16 protein-coding genes are annotated in these 18119 nt (G+C 30.5%); 5 read left to right on the top strand and 11 right to left on the bottom strand.

From position 1 onward, the window contains the following. Nucleotides 1-1265: nickel pincer cofactor biosynthesis protein LarC (larC, locus tag IJI80_RS07035; RefSeq protein WP_292788794.1), on the bottom strand; the 1265-nt coding region annotated here is incomplete at its 3' end. 211 nt (nucleotides 1266-1476) lie between these two features. Here larC and IJI80_RS07030 point away from each other — a divergent pair. The 3 genes from IJI80_RS07030 to IJI80_RS07020 all read left to right on the top strand — a co-directional run bounded on the left by IJI80_RS07030 (nucleotide 1477) and on the right by IJI80_RS07020 (nucleotide 4269). Then, entirely contained in the window at nucleotides 1477-2688 is a 1212-nt protein-coding gene (locus tag IJI80_RS07030) for a phosphatidylglycerophosphatase (protein ID WP_292788793.1), read from the top strand. A gap of 85 nt (nucleotides 2689-2773) precedes the next feature. Beyond that, a complete protein-coding gene (gene cobS / locus IJI80_RS07025; RefSeq protein ID WP_292788792.1) occupies nucleotides 2774-3610 on the top strand; it encodes an adenosylcobinamide-GDP ribazoletransferase in 837 nt (278 codons plus the stop codon). Nucleotides 3611-3711: 101 nt separating this feature from the next. Next, nucleotides 3712-4269: a tRNA (cytidine(56)-2'-O)-methyltransferase gene (locus IJI80_RS07020; protein ID WP_292788791.1), complete on the top strand. Its 558-nt coding sequence runs from the start codon at nucleotides 3712-3714 to the stop codon at nucleotides 4267-4269. A 77-nt stretch (nucleotides 4270-4346) separates the two neighbouring features. On the opposite strand, the gene IJI80_RS07015 is transcribed toward IJI80_RS07020, so the two are convergent. The 6 genes from IJI80_RS07015 to rplJ form a co-directional block, all read right to left on the bottom strand. Next, entirely contained in the window at nucleotides 4347-5468 is a 1122-nt protein-coding gene (locus IJI80_RS07015) for a DUF763 domain-containing protein (RefSeq protein ID WP_292788790.1), read from the bottom strand. Between the two features lie 148 nt (nucleotides 5469-5616). Further along, nucleotides 5617-6117 carry a fumarate hydratase C-terminal domain-containing protein gene (locus IJI80_RS07010; protein WP_292788789.1) on the bottom strand — a complete coding sequence of 167 codons (501 nt, stop codon included), beginning with the start codon at nucleotides 6115-6117 and terminating at the stop codon, nucleotides 5617-5619. 394 nt (nucleotides 6118-6511) lie between these two features. Continuing rightward, on the bottom strand, nucleotides 6512-6877 hold the full coding sequence (locus IJI80_RS07005) for a flagellar protein, FliL (RefSeq protein WP_292788788.1): 366 nt from the start codon (nucleotides 6875-6877) through the stop codon (nucleotides 6512-6514). 164 nt (nucleotides 6878-7041) lie between these two features. Then, nucleotides 7042-8208: a tyrosine decarboxylase MfnA gene (gene mfnA / locus IJI80_RS07000; RefSeq protein ID WP_292788787.1), complete on the bottom strand. Its 1167-nt coding sequence runs from the start codon at nucleotides 8206-8208 to the stop codon at nucleotides 7042-7044. 162 nt (nucleotides 8209-8370) lie between these two features. Next, on the bottom strand, nucleotides 8371-10650 hold the full coding sequence (gene ppsA / locus IJI80_RS06995) for a phosphoenolpyruvate synthase (protein ID WP_292788786.1): 2280 nt from the start codon (nucleotides 10648-10650) through the stop codon (nucleotides 8371-8373). Between the two features lie 156 nt (nucleotides 10651-10806). Continuing rightward, a complete protein-coding gene (gene rplJ / locus IJI80_RS06990; protein ID WP_292788785.1) occupies nucleotides 10807-11289 on the bottom strand; it encodes a 50S ribosomal protein L16 in 483 nt (160 codons plus the stop codon). Between the two features lie 671 nt (nucleotides 11290-11960). Between rplJ and IJI80_RS06985 the strand changes: the two genes are divergently transcribed. Both IJI80_RS06985 and IJI80_RS06980 read left to right on the top strand, forming a co-directional pair. Then, nucleotides 11961-12200, top strand: coding sequence for a KEOPS complex subunit Pcc1 (locus IJI80_RS06985; RefSeq protein WP_292788784.1), 240 nt, complete (start codon nucleotides 11961-11963; stop codon nucleotides 12198-12200). 166 nt (nucleotides 12201-12366) lie between these two features. After that, the gene (locus IJI80_RS06980; RefSeq protein ID WP_292788783.1) at nucleotides 12367-13566 is read left to right on the top strand and encodes a B-box zinc finger protein; all 1200 of its coding nucleotides are present in this window, start codon (nucleotides 12367-12369) and stop codon (nucleotides 13564-13566) included. Nucleotides 13567-13977: 411 nt separating this feature from the next. On the opposite strand, the gene IJI80_RS06975 is transcribed toward IJI80_RS06980, so the two are convergent. The 4 genes from IJI80_RS06975 to IJI80_RS06960 form a co-directional block, all read right to left on the bottom strand. Then, complete coding sequence (locus IJI80_RS06975; RefSeq protein WP_292788782.1) at nucleotides 13978-14712, bottom strand: peptidylprolyl isomerase; 735 nt, start codon at nucleotides 14710-14712, stop codon at nucleotides 13978-13980. Between the two features lie 327 nt (nucleotides 14713-15039). Continuing rightward, nucleotides 15040-16179 carry a nucleotidyltransferase family protein gene (locus tag IJI80_RS06970; protein WP_292788795.1) on the bottom strand — a complete coding sequence of 380 codons (1140 nt, stop codon included), beginning with the start codon at nucleotides 16177-16179 and terminating at the stop codon, nucleotides 15040-15042. 41 nt (nucleotides 16180-16220) lie between these two features. After that, nucleotides 16221-16400 carry a hypothetical protein gene (locus IJI80_RS06965; RefSeq protein ID WP_292788781.1) on the bottom strand — a complete coding sequence of 60 codons (180 nt, stop codon included), beginning with the start codon at nucleotides 16398-16400 and terminating at the stop codon, nucleotides 16221-16223. A gap of 369 nt (nucleotides 16401-16769) precedes the next feature. Continuing rightward, entirely contained in the window at nucleotides 16770-18020 is a 1251-nt protein-coding gene (locus IJI80_RS06960; protein ID WP_292788780.1) for a dihydroorotase family protein, read from the bottom strand. Between the last annotated feature and the right edge of the window lie 99 nt (nucleotides 18021-18119).

Here is an 18119-nt window from a genome sequence, read left to right as displayed (position 1 = left end):
TTGTTTTCCAAATAATCACGAATCATCGTGTTTGCAACATCCCTAACTTCAATTAAAGGAATGTCATGTTCTACAGAGATTCTGCGTAAATCCTCATATTCAGGTCTATGAGAAATAATATCATCACCAAACAACCCTATTTTGAAGTTGATAGTATAAATATGATTGCCTACATTAATATCCAAAGGAACAAATTGTCTTTCAGCCACTCCCCTATGAGTGTTTTCAGAGACTCTAATGCCTAAAGTGCCTGTTTCCCTAAAGAGGATATTTACTAAATGGTCAACCAAATCCGGTTTTGAAATAATTTTAATTAAATGGCCCGGCCTATTTTTCTTCATGGTAATAGGCACCATTGAAACATCTCTTGCCCCTTCAATCAAGAGCAAGTCAAACAAGAATCCTAATTCCTCCCCAGACATATGGTCAATATTGGTTTCAATTACAGAAACCTTATGCTTTCCATTGACATTTCTAGATTTGATGACCCTTAAGACATTAGGGAAATCAAATTCCTTTGAACCGCAACCGTATGCAATCTCTTCAGGAGACATCATAGGAGCGAATTCTAAAAATTCATCACAGAATTCCATATACAAAGCGCAACCAGTAGGTGTTGCAAGTTCGGAATTTACTGGACCCCCAATGCATTTGGCTTCCCCTTTTGAGAAATCTTTAAAGGAATCCTCATTTAATCCTTTGAGAATATCCAAGCTTGCAGGAGCAGGGACAGGAATTCTTCCATGTGCAGTTTCAATCACTCCACCGCCAACAGCAATAGGAAGACCAACTACCTTATCCTTATCCATTCCTAAATCAAAGTAAGCACAAATGGAACCTAAAACATCTGCAACCGCATCTGCAGCACCAACTTCATGGAAATGAACCCCCTCAAGGCTTTTGCCATGGACTCTGGACTCTGAAATAGCTATCCTTTTAAACACCTTTTTAGCCATTTCAACCATTTCATCGGTTAAATTTTCAATATCTGCATATTTCAAGAGATCAATCTTTTCAATGAAATCTTGAAAATGAATATGACGATTGTTTTCATTATCTTCATCAATTGTCTTGACATTGCAAAATGTAGCATCAATTCCTGACTTATCTACCTTGTTTAAGGACACTTCAACTTCACCAAAGTCTACAGCCACATCTTCCATAAGGTCTTTAACTTTTTTCCCGTCAGCTCCCAAATCCACAAGAGCCCCAATAATCATATTCCCAGATATTCCTGCATTCTGAGGGTCAATAATATAAACCATAAAATTACTCCCTTAAGCTTAAATCGTAATCATAAAATTTTCAATCAATATTAAATCTGTTTAATAACTATTTAAATAAAATTCTCTAAACTAATATATATAATTACAATTAAATAATATTTGTTATATAAATATATTCATAATTAGATAATTAATCAAATTATTAATATCATTAGGTATTAGGATTAAAGCAATGAAAAGAGGAATTTAATTGTCTAAAAAAAGTAAAAGCAATAAAAACAACAAGAAAATCCAAAGCATCAAAAATGAGTTGGTTAATGGAGAATTGATCAAAAATGAAGATGCTTTATACATTAATAATCCAGATTATTTTTTAACATTCAGTGATTTGGAAATAAGTGATGGAATTGACATTATAGAGAACATCATGGTCTTGTCAGACAATTATATCAGTTTCAATAGGGAAAATGAGGATGAACCATTAAACGATGTTGAACTAATGGAAATCACTGAAGAATATAAAGAAAATAATGAGATTGATGGAGGTTATATCGCTCAAAGCTTTGATAAAATAGATTTCATAAGCAATACTTATGAGGATATAACTGTCATTACTGTAATTTCCAATGACCTTGAAGTTCAGGATTTTTACAATGAACTGAAAGTTGTCAATAGCTGGAAAGGATTTGAGAATGCTAAACTTGATTTTGGACATATAATTCTTTTAAATCATGCATTCAGTCCTAAATTACTCATACAACTTTATAAGGTGGCAACTAAGCAAAAAGCCAAATTCTTTGAATCCCTTCACTTGCCTGCCCATATCAATCATATCTTAAACAACAATGATTTCTTGGTTATTGCATCCAATCTTCCAGAGGAAACTTTAGATCAGGACTACATAATGGAAATCGGTTTAGACATTACCAATATGGAATATGAAGATGATGACATAGATTTGGAAGAATTTATAGAAAGAATTGAGGATGCAGTGGTTATCAGTTGTGAAGATGCATTGGAAAAGATTGATTTGAATATTGGCATATTGGATTATCTTGTTAGTGAAGGAATCCAAATTGGAGATATGATTGAAGTTGGAATGAGTCTTTTGGAAAACATTGAAGAAACTGATGAATTGAAAGAAAGATTTGAAAAGCAATTACTAAAATCAGTAAGCGATAAGAACATTAATGCACTATTAATCGCAGCAATTAGAATGGAAGAAGACCTTAAAAAAGGAAGAGTCCGAGAAATAAACTTAAATGAAAAATTGATTCATTTCTATCCAGATGAACTTATCGGTGCAACAATTGCGAATCAAATAGCTGGAACAAAAGCATTACTGAACTTCAGAAGATATTCAAAAGAAAAACCGGGAATATTATATGGATTAGGACCTGTTTTATCAAATACATTTGCAGGATTGATTGCAGGATGCATGACAAAAATACTCGAAGAATGAATTTTTAAGATTATTTACGAATTTTAAATAAATTGTGGATTAATAAATTTAGATGAATTATTAAACTAATGATGGATTTGAAAATATGAAAGATGAAAATAATGATGACTACTTTGAAAAGCAAACCCCTTCAATATTACGTTCAATTGGAGGGTTATTGACTTTTTCAACAATACTCCCTTTAAACATTTACACAACTATTGATGAAATGGCAAGATTAACTTGGTTCTGGCCAGTATTAAATGGACTTATAGGATTAATAGCCACAATTATCGCATTCATATTAGCAAAATTCATCCATTTTGACCCATTTTTGATTGCAACAATAGTCTATGGATTCCTATTATTGATAAATGGATTTAATCATTTTGATGGACTGATGGACTTTGGAGATGGAGTGATGGTCCACGGTTCCCCAGAGAAAAAATTAAGCATTATGAAAGATCCTATGACTGGTGTTGGAGGAATATCCACTGGATTTATTGTAGGGACAATTACAATAGCTGCATATACCTCTTTAATTAATTATGCATATGCTGTCAGCCTTAAATTCCTTTTATTGATAATAGTGGCAGAAATCGCTGCAAAGATAGGTCTAACAACTTGTTGCATAAGTTCGCAATCATCAGAAGATGGAATCGGCAAATATTTCATCAAGTACATGAACTTGAAAAATTATGTTATTGGATTAATCATTTGCTTTATAATTGCAGTAGCATTAAGTTTAAGCCCTGGAATCCACATAGGACTCTTAGGTATTATTGGAGGAGCATTTGGTGGAGCATTAACAGCATTGCTTGCTAAAAAACATCTTAAAATTGCAAATGGAGATGTTCTTGGAACCTCCAATGAATTAGGCAGACTTTTCTCATTAATAGCTATGTTAGTATTGATATCAATAAATTTCAGTGCTTTAATTTAAATTAATTAAATTGAATTAAATAAAAAACTTAAAAATTATTAAAAAAACCAAAATTGAAAAAATTAAACTTTTCAAATTATCTTATTGTAAAGAGTGAAAAAATGAATATAAATGTTTTAAGATTAGATCATAGAATAGGAAGAGATACACGAATTACAACCCATGTATGTTTAACTGCAAGAGCTTTTGGTGCAAGTAAAGTATGGTTAGCAGGAGAAGAAGACCACAGCATGATGAAAAGCGTGAGAGATATTGCAGACAGATGGGGAGGAGACTTTGAAATTGAATATAACAATTCATATATGGAAGTTATAATGAACTGGAGAGAAAATGGAGGAAAAATAGTTCATTTAACCATGTATGGTTCTCAAGCTCATGAAATTGTAGATGAAGTACGTGAAACCGGTGATGATATCCTAATCATCGTTGGTGGTGCGAAAGTACCGACAAAAGTCTATAAAAATGCTGATTGGAATGTTTCTGTTACCACCCAACCTCATTCTGAAGTTGCAGCACTTGCCATTTTCCAACATCTTTTGATGGAAGGTAAGGAATTTGATTTGGAATTTGAAAATCCTGTATTTGAAGTTATTCCAACTGCTCATGGAAAAACTGTAAATATTCATGATGAAAATAGAAAAATCAATAAAGAAGAATAAAAAAGAAGATAAAATATTTCACCATAAAAAATAATAAATTATTTAACAATAATTTATTTATCTTTTCCACCATACGCCTAAGAAATAAAATCATCCAAACGTTTTAAAGCCTTCATTTTATCATATTTATCTAATTTTGCCTGATAGAGAGCATCCTTTACAGTGGCTATTGAATGATCATAAACATCCCTATCAACAGGATATGGGAAACCATCTTTTCCACCATGACTAAATGAATATTTTACTGGGTCTTTCCAACTTGCAGGTTCGCCAAAAACCAGATCAGAAATTAAAGCCAAAGCCCGGATTTTTTTAGGACCGATGCCTTGAAGCAAAATCAAGTCCTCATACTTTTCTGGTTGAATTTCCCATGCATTTTTTAAAACCTCGAATTCCTTATCAGATAAATCCATATCCAATACTTGATGATGTTCAGGCAAAGTAAGGGAATTATTCTCTTCTATGCTAAAATCAGTTAAAAGAAGTTGATTAGAATCTTTTCTTTTGAAATAAGTTCTTAAATGGTCGGGATTATCATTAATCAAATCAACACTAATCTTTTGTGCTTCAACACTATCCTTAGAAGCCATATTCAGTGCAACGGTTTCTTTCTTATCACAGGATATTCCATTATGAGGGTCCTCTAAAAAACTTGTTACATTTTCACCCATCCAATGATAACGTCTTGCGTATTTGGTTGCAGTGTTCATTCCTTGCTGTACAACTGCCCAATCTCCTTTCTCAGTGATGAAGAAATTATGGACATATAAATTATATCCATCCTGTAGGCAGGAGTTGTCTACCTTCGCAGATAACTTGCTTGAATGAATCATATCTTCAACATTTGAGCTTTTAAGATTGAATATCTCTCCAGCCCTTTCAATTCCTTGAGGAGTTTTGCGGGAAGCGATTCCTTTTCCACCAGAGATATAGATTCCATGCTTTTCCGGATCAATTGAGGATTTTAATGCGCCAAGAGTTGTAGTAGTTGTTCCAGAGGAATGCCAATCAAAGCCGATTACACATGAAAATGCTTGGAACCAATAAGGGTCAGATATCCTGTTTAAGAATTCATTAGTGCCGTATTCATCTATTACCACTTCAGAAATTGCACCAGATAATTTAGTCATTCGATCAAATAACCATCTTGGTGTATGTCCTCCATGCAGTGGCAGATTAGTTGTTCCCCTTCGTTGCATAAAAATACCCCTAAAAAGTTCTAATTAATATTATCTTAAAAATAGTATATAAAATTAAAAAGAGCATTTGAAAAATAATAAGAAAAAAATGAGAGAGTGGGTGAAATAAATATTCTTATAAACAATCGAATATATGAAAAATAAAAAATTATAAAGACTCTCCATGCGCAATAGCTACAATTCCAGGAATGTCTTTAACTTCCAATTCAAAGAAAGCTTCCATTCCTTCCTCTTCGTAAGCTACACATTTTTTAGATATGACATTATTTGTAAGTAGTGCAGCCACTGGTGGAGTGACTATAAAAACAGAATTATATTTATTTAAGTTTTCCTTAGTCTCATCAGATAAAGACCCTTTACCTATATGAAACTTAACTCCATATTTGGATAATATTGGAATTGATGATTCTATTTCTGCTTTATTGCTTGTAGTTGGAGCAATTCCTGCAACGCTAAATGCAGTATGCATAATAGCCATACCCTCAAAATCAAAAGGATATTTATCTGTATCCTTATCCTCTATAGATTTAACTAATTTTGGCAAAACTGCATCTCTACCGCAATACATTAAACCGGATAGAGATATCTTATCCCCAACTTTCAAATCATTTATAACATCATCACTAATGGGAGTTTGTATTTTTTTCATATAATTAAATATTTTTTTAAAATTTATAAAATTTTCCAAAACAAAATTATTCTAAAGTGTGAAAAATAATTATTCTGTAAAAGTGAAAATCTGCTAAAAAATTTAATATGTTTTAATTAAAATAACGACTAATTAAATCATGTGAATTATTAAAAAAGTATAAAATAATTTAACATATCTTTAATATAATGAAATCATATCAAATGAAATAATATAAAAATATTAATTATATACATCAAAGCATAGAAAAGTGATAAAAAATTAAAAAATTAATGAAAATGAATAGAAAAGTGATAAAAAATTAAAAAATTAATGAAAATGAATAGAAAAGTGATAAAAATTATAAAAAAGAAAAAAAGAAAAAGTTTTTTAAAAACTTTTTTAAATTTTGGAATTATTCTAAATTCCCGTCGATTACACCAAGCTTTTCTTGGTCCTCATCATATGATGATCCTATTAATTCACCACTAGCATTATCAAATTGACGGAACCCACCATCTTTGTAAGTGACTTCACGGAAGTATCCTTCACCATTCTGATAATTGAATTTTACCACTTCACTTACAATGTCACTTCCACCATCTGAACTTGAACCGCCAGATGAAGTAACTTGGTCTACCTTATCAGCTACCTTATGAAAAGTGCCAGAATTGCCACCGTCAGCAATGTCAGCAATATCGTCCATAAATACAAATGCAAATGCACCGCCTGCAATAAGTATTACTGCAATAGCAGCTAAAATTAAAACAGAGCTTTTCAAATTATCACCTCTTTTAATCTTTCATTTATTTTATTGAATATGCTTATTAAAATACTTTTCTATTTAAAAAAAGTATGAAAATCCTCTAAAAATCGATTCAAACATAAAAAGAGATATGAAAGAGTAATAAAATAAAAAAAATATTAAAAAAATAAGTAAAATAACTAAAGAGATTTATTTATCTCATCCAAATCATTTATAAGTTCAATTAAATGTTCTTTTTTAATATGATTCATTAAAATAACTCTAATGGCTTTAGGATAAGATGAACAGGATATTTTCCAATTTCTTTCCTCAAGCAATTGAGCTAATTCAAAAGTCTCTAAATATGGGTGATTAAAAGCAACAATATTCAATTTAGGCTCGACAATCAATTCATATCCTAACTTTTTAAGATTGTCTGCTAAAAAGTGAGTTTTTTCCATTGCTTCGATAGCATTGTTTGCATAGCCCTCTTTACCCAAATAGCTCATTACCGCATATGTTGCAGCTGCAGAAGCACCTAAACGAGTGCCTACAATTGTAGATTGGTTTTTAATGGTCAAGTAAGGTGAATCAACAGACATTGCATCCAAATAGGATTGGTCTCTAAATAAAATTCCTCCTGAAGGAATTGGTGAAAGCCCCATTTTATGAGGATCTACGGTAATGGATTTGACACCTTCAAGTGAAAAGTCAAAGTTTGGCAAATCATATCCCTTATCTTTTAGGAATGGAATTGAAAAACCACCGAATGCCGCGTCCACATGTAGATGAATATCATTTTGAAGGGCTATTTCAGATAAATTTTCTATTGGATCAATCATGCCCAGTTCAGTAGTGCCTGCAATGCCAACAATAGTTACAGTGTTTTCATTAATGTTCTCTTCCACATATTTAGGATCGATACGGTAATTCTCATCCAAGTCTACACGAATCAATTTCAAATCAAGCATGTCTGCCGCTTTTTTAAAGGAAAAATGAGCGGATTTAGGAACTATTAACTCTCCCTTTTTAATTCCCTTATTATCTCTTGCAAGATTTCTTGCAGACCTGATTGCCATGATATTGGCTTCAGTACCACCAGTTACCATATGGCCTACAGGATTTTCAATGGATAAAAATGAACCAATCATGCTTAATACTTCATCTTCCAATAATTTAGTTCCTTTAAAGAGACCAGGATCTCCTAAATTGGAATCAATGAATTTAAAAAAAGCTTCTTTTGCAATAGGATGTGCTTCAGTACACATGGAACCTAAAATTCTTCCATCAGAATATTTGCAATCCATTGACTGAAATTCATCTAATTGATTGAAAATTTCATCATGAGATATTGGTTTTTCATTCATAAAAATTACCTGAACTTAAAAATAAAATGAAAGGAATAAAATTAAAATTATATTTATATAATATTTGAAAATAAAAAAATTAAAAATAAATTAAACTTCGTAAAATAAATAAAAAAATAAAGATTTAAAAGATTTAACTTTTAAATCATAGTCAATTTAGAATTATAATTGTTTTCTTGCTGCATCAAGCATAATTTTCTTTTCAGCTCTTGCAACAGTTTTTCTTACTTCCTCTACTGCATCAGTATTGGAAGATACACTGGTAATTCCAAATTTAACAAGTTTTTCAACGATATGAGGTACACTACCTGCTTGACCACAGATACTGCATGTTACACCTGCTGCTGCACAATGCTTAATGGTTCTTTCAATTAAAGCCATTACTGCAGGGTGTTCTTCGCGATAGTGTTTTGCAACGAACTCATTGTTTCTGTCCACTGCAAGAGTGTATTGGGTCAAGTCATTGGTACCAAGACTTACAAAGTCAATTCCTTCTGCAATGTATTCGTCAATAAGAATAGCTGCTGCAGGAATTTCAACCATCATACCAAATTCAACATCCACTTGAGGTTCCATACCTACTTCTCTACATAATTCTTTAGCTCTTCTGAGTTCAGAAGGATGTTGTGATAATGGAATCATGATTCCAATGTTTGTGTATCCTTTATCGTGAAGCTTTTTAATTGCTTTGAATTCTGCTTTTAGGATTTCAGGTTCATCCAATTCTCTTCTGATACCTCTCCAACCTAACATTGGGTTGTGTTCTCTAGGTTCATTTTCTCCACCTTCAAGGGTGATGAACTCATCGGTAGGAGCATCAAGAGTTCTGTACCATACAGGTTTTGGATAGAATTCATCTGCTACTTTTAAAACACCTTCAGCAATAGTATCTACAAGTTCATCTTCTCTTCCATCAAGGATGAATTTTTTAGGGTGAACACCAGTAGATAACATCATGTGTTCGGTTCTAAGTAATCCTACACCATCTGCACCGGTTGCTGCTGCTTTTGGAGCTGCTTCAGCCATACTTACATTAGCTTTGACTTCGGTAACAGTGACCAATGGAGTTGCAGAGACTTGAATTGCACCAGCACTTGCAACTTCCTCTTCAGCACCTTTGATGATACCTTTGTATACTAAACCTTTTTTACCGTCAGCAGTGACTTCATCATTTTCTTTTAAGGTAGTTGTTGCATCTCCAGTACCTACTACACAAGGAATTCCTAATTCCCTTGAGATAATAGCTGCGTGACAGGTTACTCCACCTTCATCGGTTACAATACCGGTAGCTCTTTTCATAGCAGGAACCATATCAGGAGTGGTCATAGTGGTTACCATTACATCTCCATCTTGAACTTTATCAAGTTCATCAAGACTTAAAATAACTTTAACAGTACCTGATGCTAAACCAGGGCTTGCACCAAGACCTCTAATTAAAACTTCTAAATCAACTTCCTCTTCAGCTTCTTCTTTTTTAGAATCGCCTAAGGTAGTGATTGGTCTGGATTGTAATAAGAATAAGTTTCCATCATGGAATGCCCATTCAGTATCTTGAGGTTTGCCGTAATGACCTTCTACTCTTTTAGCCATTGCAACAAGCTCTAATAATTCCTCATCAGATAAAACTCTTTCTTTTCTTAACTCATCAGGAACATCAACTTGAATGGAGGTTCCGCCTTCTTCATTAGTGAACATGGTTTTCTTATCACTAATGGTTACATTTAAGACTTCATTTGTTTCCTTATCTACAGCGTAGTTATCAGGAGTTACAGATCCGCTAACTACAGATTCACCAAGTCCCCAAGAACCTTCGATTAAAGCGATGTTTTCTCCAGTGGATGGGTTTACAGTAAACATTACACCTGCCTTATCGGAATCAACCATTTGTTGAACAACTACTGCAATGTAAACTTGAGAGTGTTCGAAGTTGTTTTCTTCTCTGTAGAAAATAGCTCTTGCTTCAAATAAGGAAGCCCAACATTTTCTTACATATTCAATAACATTATCTAATCCTTGAACGTGCAAGAAAGTGTCTTGTTGACCTGCAAATGAAGCTTCTGGCAAGTCTTCAGCAGTTGCGGAAGAACGAATAGCTACATCAGCGCCATCTTCTTCTCCAACTCTTTCGGATAATTGGTTGTAAGCTTCAGTAATGTATGTGGAAATTCCATCAGGTATAGGAGTTTCAATGATAATTGCTTTAATTTCTTCTGCAGCTTCTTGAAGCTCTTTAGTGTTATTAATATCTACTTGGTCTAAAATATCCATAACCTTGCTAAAAATTCCAGTGTCTCTCATAAACTTATCATAAGTTTTAGAGGTTACAACAAATCCTGGAGGAACTGGAATACCTGCTTGGGTTAATTCACCTAAATTAGCACCTTTACCACCAGCAATACCTAAATCATCTTTACTTAAATCTTCAAATTTTTTAACGTACATTGTTCTGCTCCTTTTTAAACAATAGTCCTTAATCAATTTTCAATAATTGAATGATAATGATGTTTGGATATTAAATTAAAGTCCAAATAAATATATTTCATGAAATTCTTTAAAATTTATATTAATTTTAAAAAAATAAACAATAAGTCAAAAGACTTATTTAATTAATTCAGCACCTTTTTCAACAACAATTCTGCAAGAAACTGGCATTTTCATACCTGCTCTTTTTAAAGCAGTTTTAGCGTCTTCAAAGTTTTTAGGGTTTACATCAATAGACATGATCTTTTGATTGGTTTTTACTAAAGCTTCTACACTGATTGCTTTACCGAATGCATTTCTCATACCGCTTTGTACCCTGTCCGCACCTGCTCCAGTAGCCATAGGGTTTTCTCTTACGATGTTGTGAGGGTATACTCTTAATTTTAAGTGATATCCTAATCTACCAGCAGATCTTTGCATGTATCTGTTTGATGCTACACGAGCTGCTTCTAAAGCATTGTGTCTAATTTGAGCTGGTTTTTTAACTGCTAAGGATACTCTTACTGGGAAATCTTCTGATAAGTTACCCATATCATATTGAACAATTCTGTTATTTGGTATTTTTCTAATATATTCTCTTCTTGAATAAGCACGAACCATTAATAGTCCTCCATATAATCATAATAAGAATTAATTGCATTTAAAACTCATTCCAACATCAGCCAATCTTTTATTTGAATATCATCTGATGTTAATATCTAATGTTTTATTCAATCATTAATCAAAATACATTAATTCTTTAAAATTTTAGATATCAACTTTAAAAGTTGAAAAGTTAATAGTTCTATCAGAACATTTGATAAAATAATAGCTATTAAATATGACCCCATATTAAGAAAATATAAGCTATAATTATATTCTTATTATCATACTTTTCTAGCCATATAAAATTGAAAAAATTAATAATATAAAACTATAATTATTATAATATTATTAATTATAAAGTTAGATAGAATATTACTATATATTTTTCTAAACATTAATAAATGTTATCCCTATATGATAGAATTTTTAAAAAAAAATTCTTAGAAAATCAAAAATATGGTATGAATTAAAAAAAATTAAAAATTATTTAGATTAAAATTTATAGTTGAAATAATATATTTAATGAAAATTATTTAGATTAAAATTTATAGTTGAAATAATATATTTAATGATATACTAAAAAATACAAAAGTCTTATTACAAAAGTCTTATTATTTTTATAAAGTTTTCATTAAATTTATATGAACTCTTATTATCTTTATAAAGTTTTCATAAGGTAGATTACTATGAATATCAAATCCAATATTAGACTAGAATATAAAGACTCAAAATCTTGCGAAATAGTTTATAAATCTCTTGAAGTGGATAATGAAGGATTCGTTCAAGGCAGCCTAAAAGATAATGCAATAAATTTTAAAATTGAAAGTGATGAATTAGGTAGTTTTTTAGCTACAGCAGATGATCTGATAGCTTCTGAAATATTGGCTGAATCAATTATCAAAAATACAATTAAGAAAGAAATTTAAAAAAATTTACTTTAAAAAATTTATTCATAAAATGAATTAGATATTAAAAGATAAATTTAATTAAAAGATAAATTTAATAATCATTAAAACTAAAAATATATATCAATATTCAATATAACAATAAGTTATAATTTTAATCATAATATAATTTAAATGAAGTGTTAATATGGAATGTCATAATCACCCAGATAGAGAGGCTGTGGCAAATTGTTCATTATGTGGAAAAGCAGTTTGTCAAGAGTGTAGTATGGAAATTGGTGGAAATATCTATTGTAAAGATTGCATAAATGAAATCATTACAAAAAACTTTGGGGACAAAGAAACTGAAGACAACATAGCTCCAAAAGAAACATATGCTGAAGAACCTGCAGAAATTTTTGAACCTATAGAACCAATTACTCCAATACAAGCAGAAGAACGTGAAGCTGAAGATATTATTAAACCAGTTGAAAAAGCTCCTGAAAACTTTGAAACTGATTATGAATACGAAACAGAATATGTTGAAACATATGAAGAGGATGGTGCTGAAGATAGTTATTATGAAAATCCAGAACCTATACCAGAACCTATCCCTGAATATCAGGAGCAAGAAAGAAAACTTAAAGCAAAAGCTAAATCACCTCAACCACCTATTGAACCAATCCATACTGGGGATATAGATGAGGACTATTATTATGAACCAATTCCTAATGAAACCCCAAGCAATGAAGTTGAAGCAAAATATGAAAGATACTTAGAAGATTTATATTATGATGAAAAAGAGGATATTGTGCCTCAAGAACTTCTTGAAGAAGTTAAAGAGGAAACTCCTAGATCTAGAGCGCCTAAAGGAAAAAGAAAAAGGAAAAAACAAGCTAAAAAACAACACGCTGAATATGATGAAGTCCCTAGAAGACAAAGACCTAGAGATTATCCTAGAGAGGAAAGCGGAGAATACTATATCAACCCTAGAGACGAATACGAGGAAGACTTCATAGTTCCATCACATAATAGAAGAAGAGCACCTCAAAGAGATGCTGAAAGTTATGAAGAACTTAAAAGAAGAATTGAAAGGAACTATGAACGAGAACAACAAAGCAAAAAAAGAGGTCGCTTCAGAAGATCTAAAAAATCAAAATACGATTATGATGACTATTATGAACTAGAAAACATACAAGAGATGCACAGATACCCTGTAGAGGAAGAAAGTGAAAAACTTTCAATTGTTGAAGTCCTCCTTGCAATCATCTTAATCATTTTGATAATATTACTTGTATTATACGTAATATACTTATTTAGATTAAGTGGAGATTACCCTGGATTTATAGAAGCCCTTTCAGGATTAATCAAAAATCCAGGAGAATTTATTTCATTTGTTCTAAATTAATTGAGTTAGAGAAAATTATTTCTCTACTTTTTCTTTTTTTAATTCTTTTATTTTTTCAATGATTTATTCCATTACATACACTTATTTTCCACTATTATCCAAATTTTACTCCACATCCCCACTTCTATCCTCATTTATCCAAAATTTTCAACTGCCAGAACTACTTTTATCCAAAATTCTCAAATTTTCATGATTAATTTAATAAAAAATTAAAATAAAATAACTGAAATTGAAAAAATAGAAATTTGAAAATAATGGAAATGAAAATTTAAAAAATATTTAAAAAAGTGAAAAATAGTTAAAAATAGAATAATTAAAAAAATAGTTAAAAGAAAAATTAAAAAAAAATAGTTAAAAGAAATAAATAAAAAAAGTAAAGAGTAAAAAGTAAAAAGAAAAATAATTAAATGATTATTCTTCTGCTTCTTCTTCAGCAGGCTCTTCTACTTTTTTCTCGAATTCATCTACGAATTCAACTTTTTCATAATCCATATTGTCCCAAATGTCTTTGGAAATTCTGAATCTAGCAAAAGTTACATCCATGTATGATTTTTGATCGAATCTGGTGATTTCATCTAATTTGATACTTACTTTGTCACCATCGATTTTGATTTCAGTTTTGTCTAAGTCCATATTAGGGTAGGAGTAGTGTAACTCAATCATACTTTTGATTTTTTCTTCATCATCTTCAATAATTTCCACTACAGAAACATCATATTCTAAGTTTTTACCAGCTAATTCATGGTTGAAATCAACTTTAACTCTTCCACCGTTTACAGAGATGATTTTACCAGTACCTGCATCAGCGGTAATTTTCATACCTCTAACAGGAGTCATACCTTGTTTTTTAAATTCTTTCATTGGAATTAATTGAATGAAATTAGGGTTTCTTTGACCAAAACCGTTTTCAGGAGTTACAGATACGTGTACAGCATCTCCAGCTTCAGCTCCAATAATAGCGTCATCAATAGCTTTTAATAAATGATTACCTCCGACGATGATTGGGATTGGTCCGTAAACTTTATTTTCTACTAAAATACCTGCTTCTTCAGCGATATCTTCGGAAGTAGTATCAAATACTTCATCAGTTTCTTTAATTTTTCCAGTGAAATTTAATCTTACAAAATCTCCTTCTTTAATTGCCATAAATAATTCTCCTATAATCTTTATTGAGAAAACAAATTACATTTTTAAATATTATGAATATGTCTTTACTTTCACAGCATACTCAAGTCAAATAATTAAATGTAATTAATAATAAAATTGAATAGTAAATTTAATAATTTAATATCAATATAAAATATCCAGCTAATTAAAATAAATTTTTTAATTAATCAAATATTCATAATATATTTTTATTAAGTGATATTATATAATGTTTACTAATTTAATAAAAAAAATTAAAAAAATAATAGAGAAAATGGATAAAAAATTCGAAAAAAAGTATTGAAAAAAATTTTAAAAATTAGAGATTCAATCAGTCACAATATTCTTTACAAATTTATTGCCATTTTCAAAGACTTTATCTTTAAATTCCTCTAAAACTGCCTCATTTTTATAATTTAAGACACGAACAGTGCTAGGATAATTATTGATATACTCAGAAATCATATCTGCATTGATTTTTGTCTCTAAAATGCTTAAAACCCTATTTTTAAAATGGCTGCTAAAACCATAGAATATGGAATTTTCAATTTCAGCGATTGATTCAAAGGGTTTTTCCTCACGCTTCTCAACTAACTCTTTGGCTAATTTTTCATTAAAGAAATTTAATTTAAGCAAATCTTCAAAAGACAAATTGTTTGCAGAATCAATAATATAATCTTCAACTCTTAAATCATGCAATGGAGCCCTATCCTCATTGATCTCTCTTTCTAAAATCCTAAGTGTTTCACTTGGCAACATTGATTTTACTGATTCTAAATTATTCTCAGAACAGGCTTTACGTATCAAAGTTCCACTTACGCCTTCAATACGTGGAACAAAAATGAACTTATCCTTAAAATCAAATCCTATCTTTTTCAATGACTTGGAAAATGAAACTATTACATAATTATCCTCTTCCAATTTTCCATTATAAATCACTTCTTTAGTATCCATATCAACGATTTTATAAGGTTTTGGGGCTACACCATGACCTAAAGAAATTCTCTCCAATATTTTTTCATAGCCATCAAAAGGCCTGTAGCCTCTTGGTATAAAATCAGTATTCAATGCCTGGAACATTTTTGTTAAGCATAAAGAGTATTGGCCAGATCCCATAATTCCCATAGGTGGTCCTTCAACAACAATATCTGCACCTACAGCAATAGCTATCTCAGCCCTTGTTTTTCTATGCAATATATAAGGCAAGCCTCTGCCGCTTCTTTCAAACAATCCTGGAACGACAGCTACAAACAATCCATCAGGAATTTTTTCCTTTGCAGTTTTCATACAGTGAAAATGACCATTGTGAAGAGGGGAATATTCAGTGAAATCTGCAATCAAAGGCCTTGAATTAGAGGATTTATTTGGGACTTCCTCTTCAGAACATTCTGAATATTTTTTTGAGTTTTCAAAATCCTTGAAAAAGGTTTTTCTATCATTCTCTTGAATATCTTTTATAAAATCTATTGAAGGCATAATATATTATATAATGATTTAAATTTATAAAACTATTCAAAATCCTCATTAATATTTTTATCAATCCATAAATTAACTGCTTCTTCCATAGCTTTACTGTACCATTTAGGCTCAAATCTAAATTTTTGAGAGGCCATTTTTCTAAACTTGTAATCTAAATTCTTATCAATAACAATAGTAACTCTTTTTTCGTCACTTTCTTTAGATGTCATATAATCACAACTGATGAATTTTTTTACTTAATATCTATGTTAATTTTTTTATACTTTAATCTGTTTACTATATGTAACTATTTATAAAAAAACATCCTAAAATCAATGTTTTTTGCAATTACTATAATATATAGTTTTTATTAATAAAAAGATTTTCTATAAAGCCCTTAAATTAGAAAATAAGAATTATAATTAATAATTGACTTAAAATTGTGGCAATTTTATTAATCTGAATCAAAACGAAAAATTAAATAAAAAAAATAAAAAAAATAGAAATTTTGAAATTAAAAAATATAAATTAATTTAAAAAAGTAAATTCATTAGAAAAATAAAAAGAGTTTAAAAAAATCAAAATAGAAAATGAAATAATTAAATTAAAATATCATTTTCCATCACAATTTCTCCATTGACTATTGTCATAGTTGCTTTGCCTTTATAGGAGAGTCCGTCAAATGGAGAATATTCCGCTTTTGTATAGAAATTATCTATATCAAAAACTCCTTCTTTTTTCAAGTCAATAACCACTAAATCTGCATCGTATCCTTCTTTAATAAAACCTTTAGTTTCAAGATTGAACCTTTTAGCAGCATTTTCTGAAAATATTTTTGGAATCAAACTTAAATCTATATTTGATTTATTGACTTCAGTTAACATTAAAGATAAAACAGTTTCCAAAGAAGGAATTCCTGGACTTGAATCCCAAACACCTTTGGTTTTCTCTTCTAAGCTATGAGGTGCATGATCTGTACCAATCATTGAATTTTCATTTAAATCATTGATTGTGACGTTTTTACCTTTTTCTCTTAAAGGAGGATTGGTTTTTATAAGTGTTCCAAATTCATTGAATGCAGTATTGTCATACAATAAATGATGAGGGGTGAATTCAAAACTGACATTATTGGAAATAGCTAAATTCATCGCATTTTTAGTGCTTAAATGACAAATATGCAAATCCACACCATATTTTTTAGAAAGTTCAATAGCTTGAGCTACAGATGCATCTTCAGATTCTGCAGGTCTGCCGTAACTATATGCAATAGCTTCACTCTCTTCGCTTAAGTTTTTAGTGGATTCCAATACTATATCCCTTTTTTCAGCATGAACTGTTACAATTGGTTTTCTAATCGCCTTTTCACCTAATTTAGAAATATCTTCAAAAATCTTATCCAAATCCTCATCAGTTTCCAAATCCATAAATACTTTAAAGGACATTGGATTCAATTCAAGAATCTTTTCCATTTCAGCAAGTGTGGAATATCCTGCATGAAGCCCAAAATTAACTATGGATTTAGATTCTGCAATCTTCTGCTTTTCCTTGAAAGCGTTATATGTGTTGGTTTTTGGAACAGTGTTAGGCATATCCATTACAAATGTGAATCCACCATGAGCTGCAGCCATGGATCCTGTTTTGAAATCTTCCTTATAAGTCAATCCAGGGTCTCTAAAATGAACATGAGGGTCAATGAGACCTGGCAACACTAACTGTCCTTTAAGGTCAATTTCCTTATCTCCTTCAATTGAAGACTTGGATATTTTAGCTATCTTTCCATCTTCAATAGCTAAAGACATACGATCAGAATAATCCAATAATTTTAGATTTTTTAAAACTAAATCAAACATAAAATCACGAGTATTTTTAAAATAATTAAATTTGAAACAATTTTCTATAATGATTAAAATTTTTATTAAACTAATTATAATGTTATAAGTGATTTATAA

It is taken from the genome of Methanobrevibacter sp. (genome assembly GCF_017432245.1).
GTDB lineage: Archaea > Methanobacteriota > Methanobacteria > Methanobacteriales > Methanobacteriaceae > Methanobrevibacter.
This window is presented reverse-complemented; position numbering and strand designations above follow the sequence as displayed.

Coding starts and splice junctions, on each gene's coding strand:
- IJI80_RS06965 (WP_292788781.1), bottom strand. CDS start 16,400: ATGACATCTAAAGAAAGTGACGAAAAAAGAGTTACTATTGTTATTGAT.
- rplJ (WP_292788785.1), bottom strand. CDS start 11,289: ATGGTTCGTGCTTATTCAAGAAGAGAATATATTAGAAAAATACCAAAT.
- IJI80_RS06975 (WP_292788782.1), bottom strand. CDS start 14,712: ATGGCAATTAAAGAAGGAGATTTTGTAAGATTAAATTTCACTGGAAAA.
- IJI80_RS07015 (WP_292788790.1), bottom strand. CDS start 5,468: ATGCAACGAAGGGGAACAACTAATCTGCCACTGCATGGAGGACATACA.
- IJI80_RS06985 (WP_292788784.1), top strand. CDS start 11,961: ATGAATATCAAATCCAATATTAGACTAGAATATAAAGACTCAAAATCT.
- ppsA (WP_292788786.1), bottom strand. CDS start 10,650: ATGTACGTTAAAAAATTTGAAGATTTAAGTAAAGATGATTTAGGTATT.
- IJI80_RS07010 (WP_292788789.1), bottom strand. CDS start 6,117: ATGAAAAAAATACAAACTCCCATTAGTGATGATGTTATAAATGATTTG.
- cobS (WP_292788792.1), top strand. CDS start 2,774: ATGAAAGATGAAAATAATGATGACTACTTTGAAAAGCAAACCCCTTCA.
- IJI80_RS06960 (WP_292788780.1), bottom strand. CDS start 18,020: ATGTTTGATTTAGTTTTAAAAAATCTAAAATTATTGGATTATTCTGAT.
- IJI80_RS06980 (WP_292788783.1), top strand. CDS start 12,367: ATGGAATGTCATAATCACCCAGATAGAGAGGCTGTGGCAAATTGTTCA.
- IJI80_RS07020 (WP_292788791.1), top strand. CDS start 3,712: ATGAATATAAATGTTTTAAGATTAGATCATAGAATAGGAAGAGATACA.
- mfnA (WP_292788787.1), bottom strand. CDS start 8,208: ATGAATGAAAAACCAATATCTCATGATGAAATTTTCAATCAATTAGAT.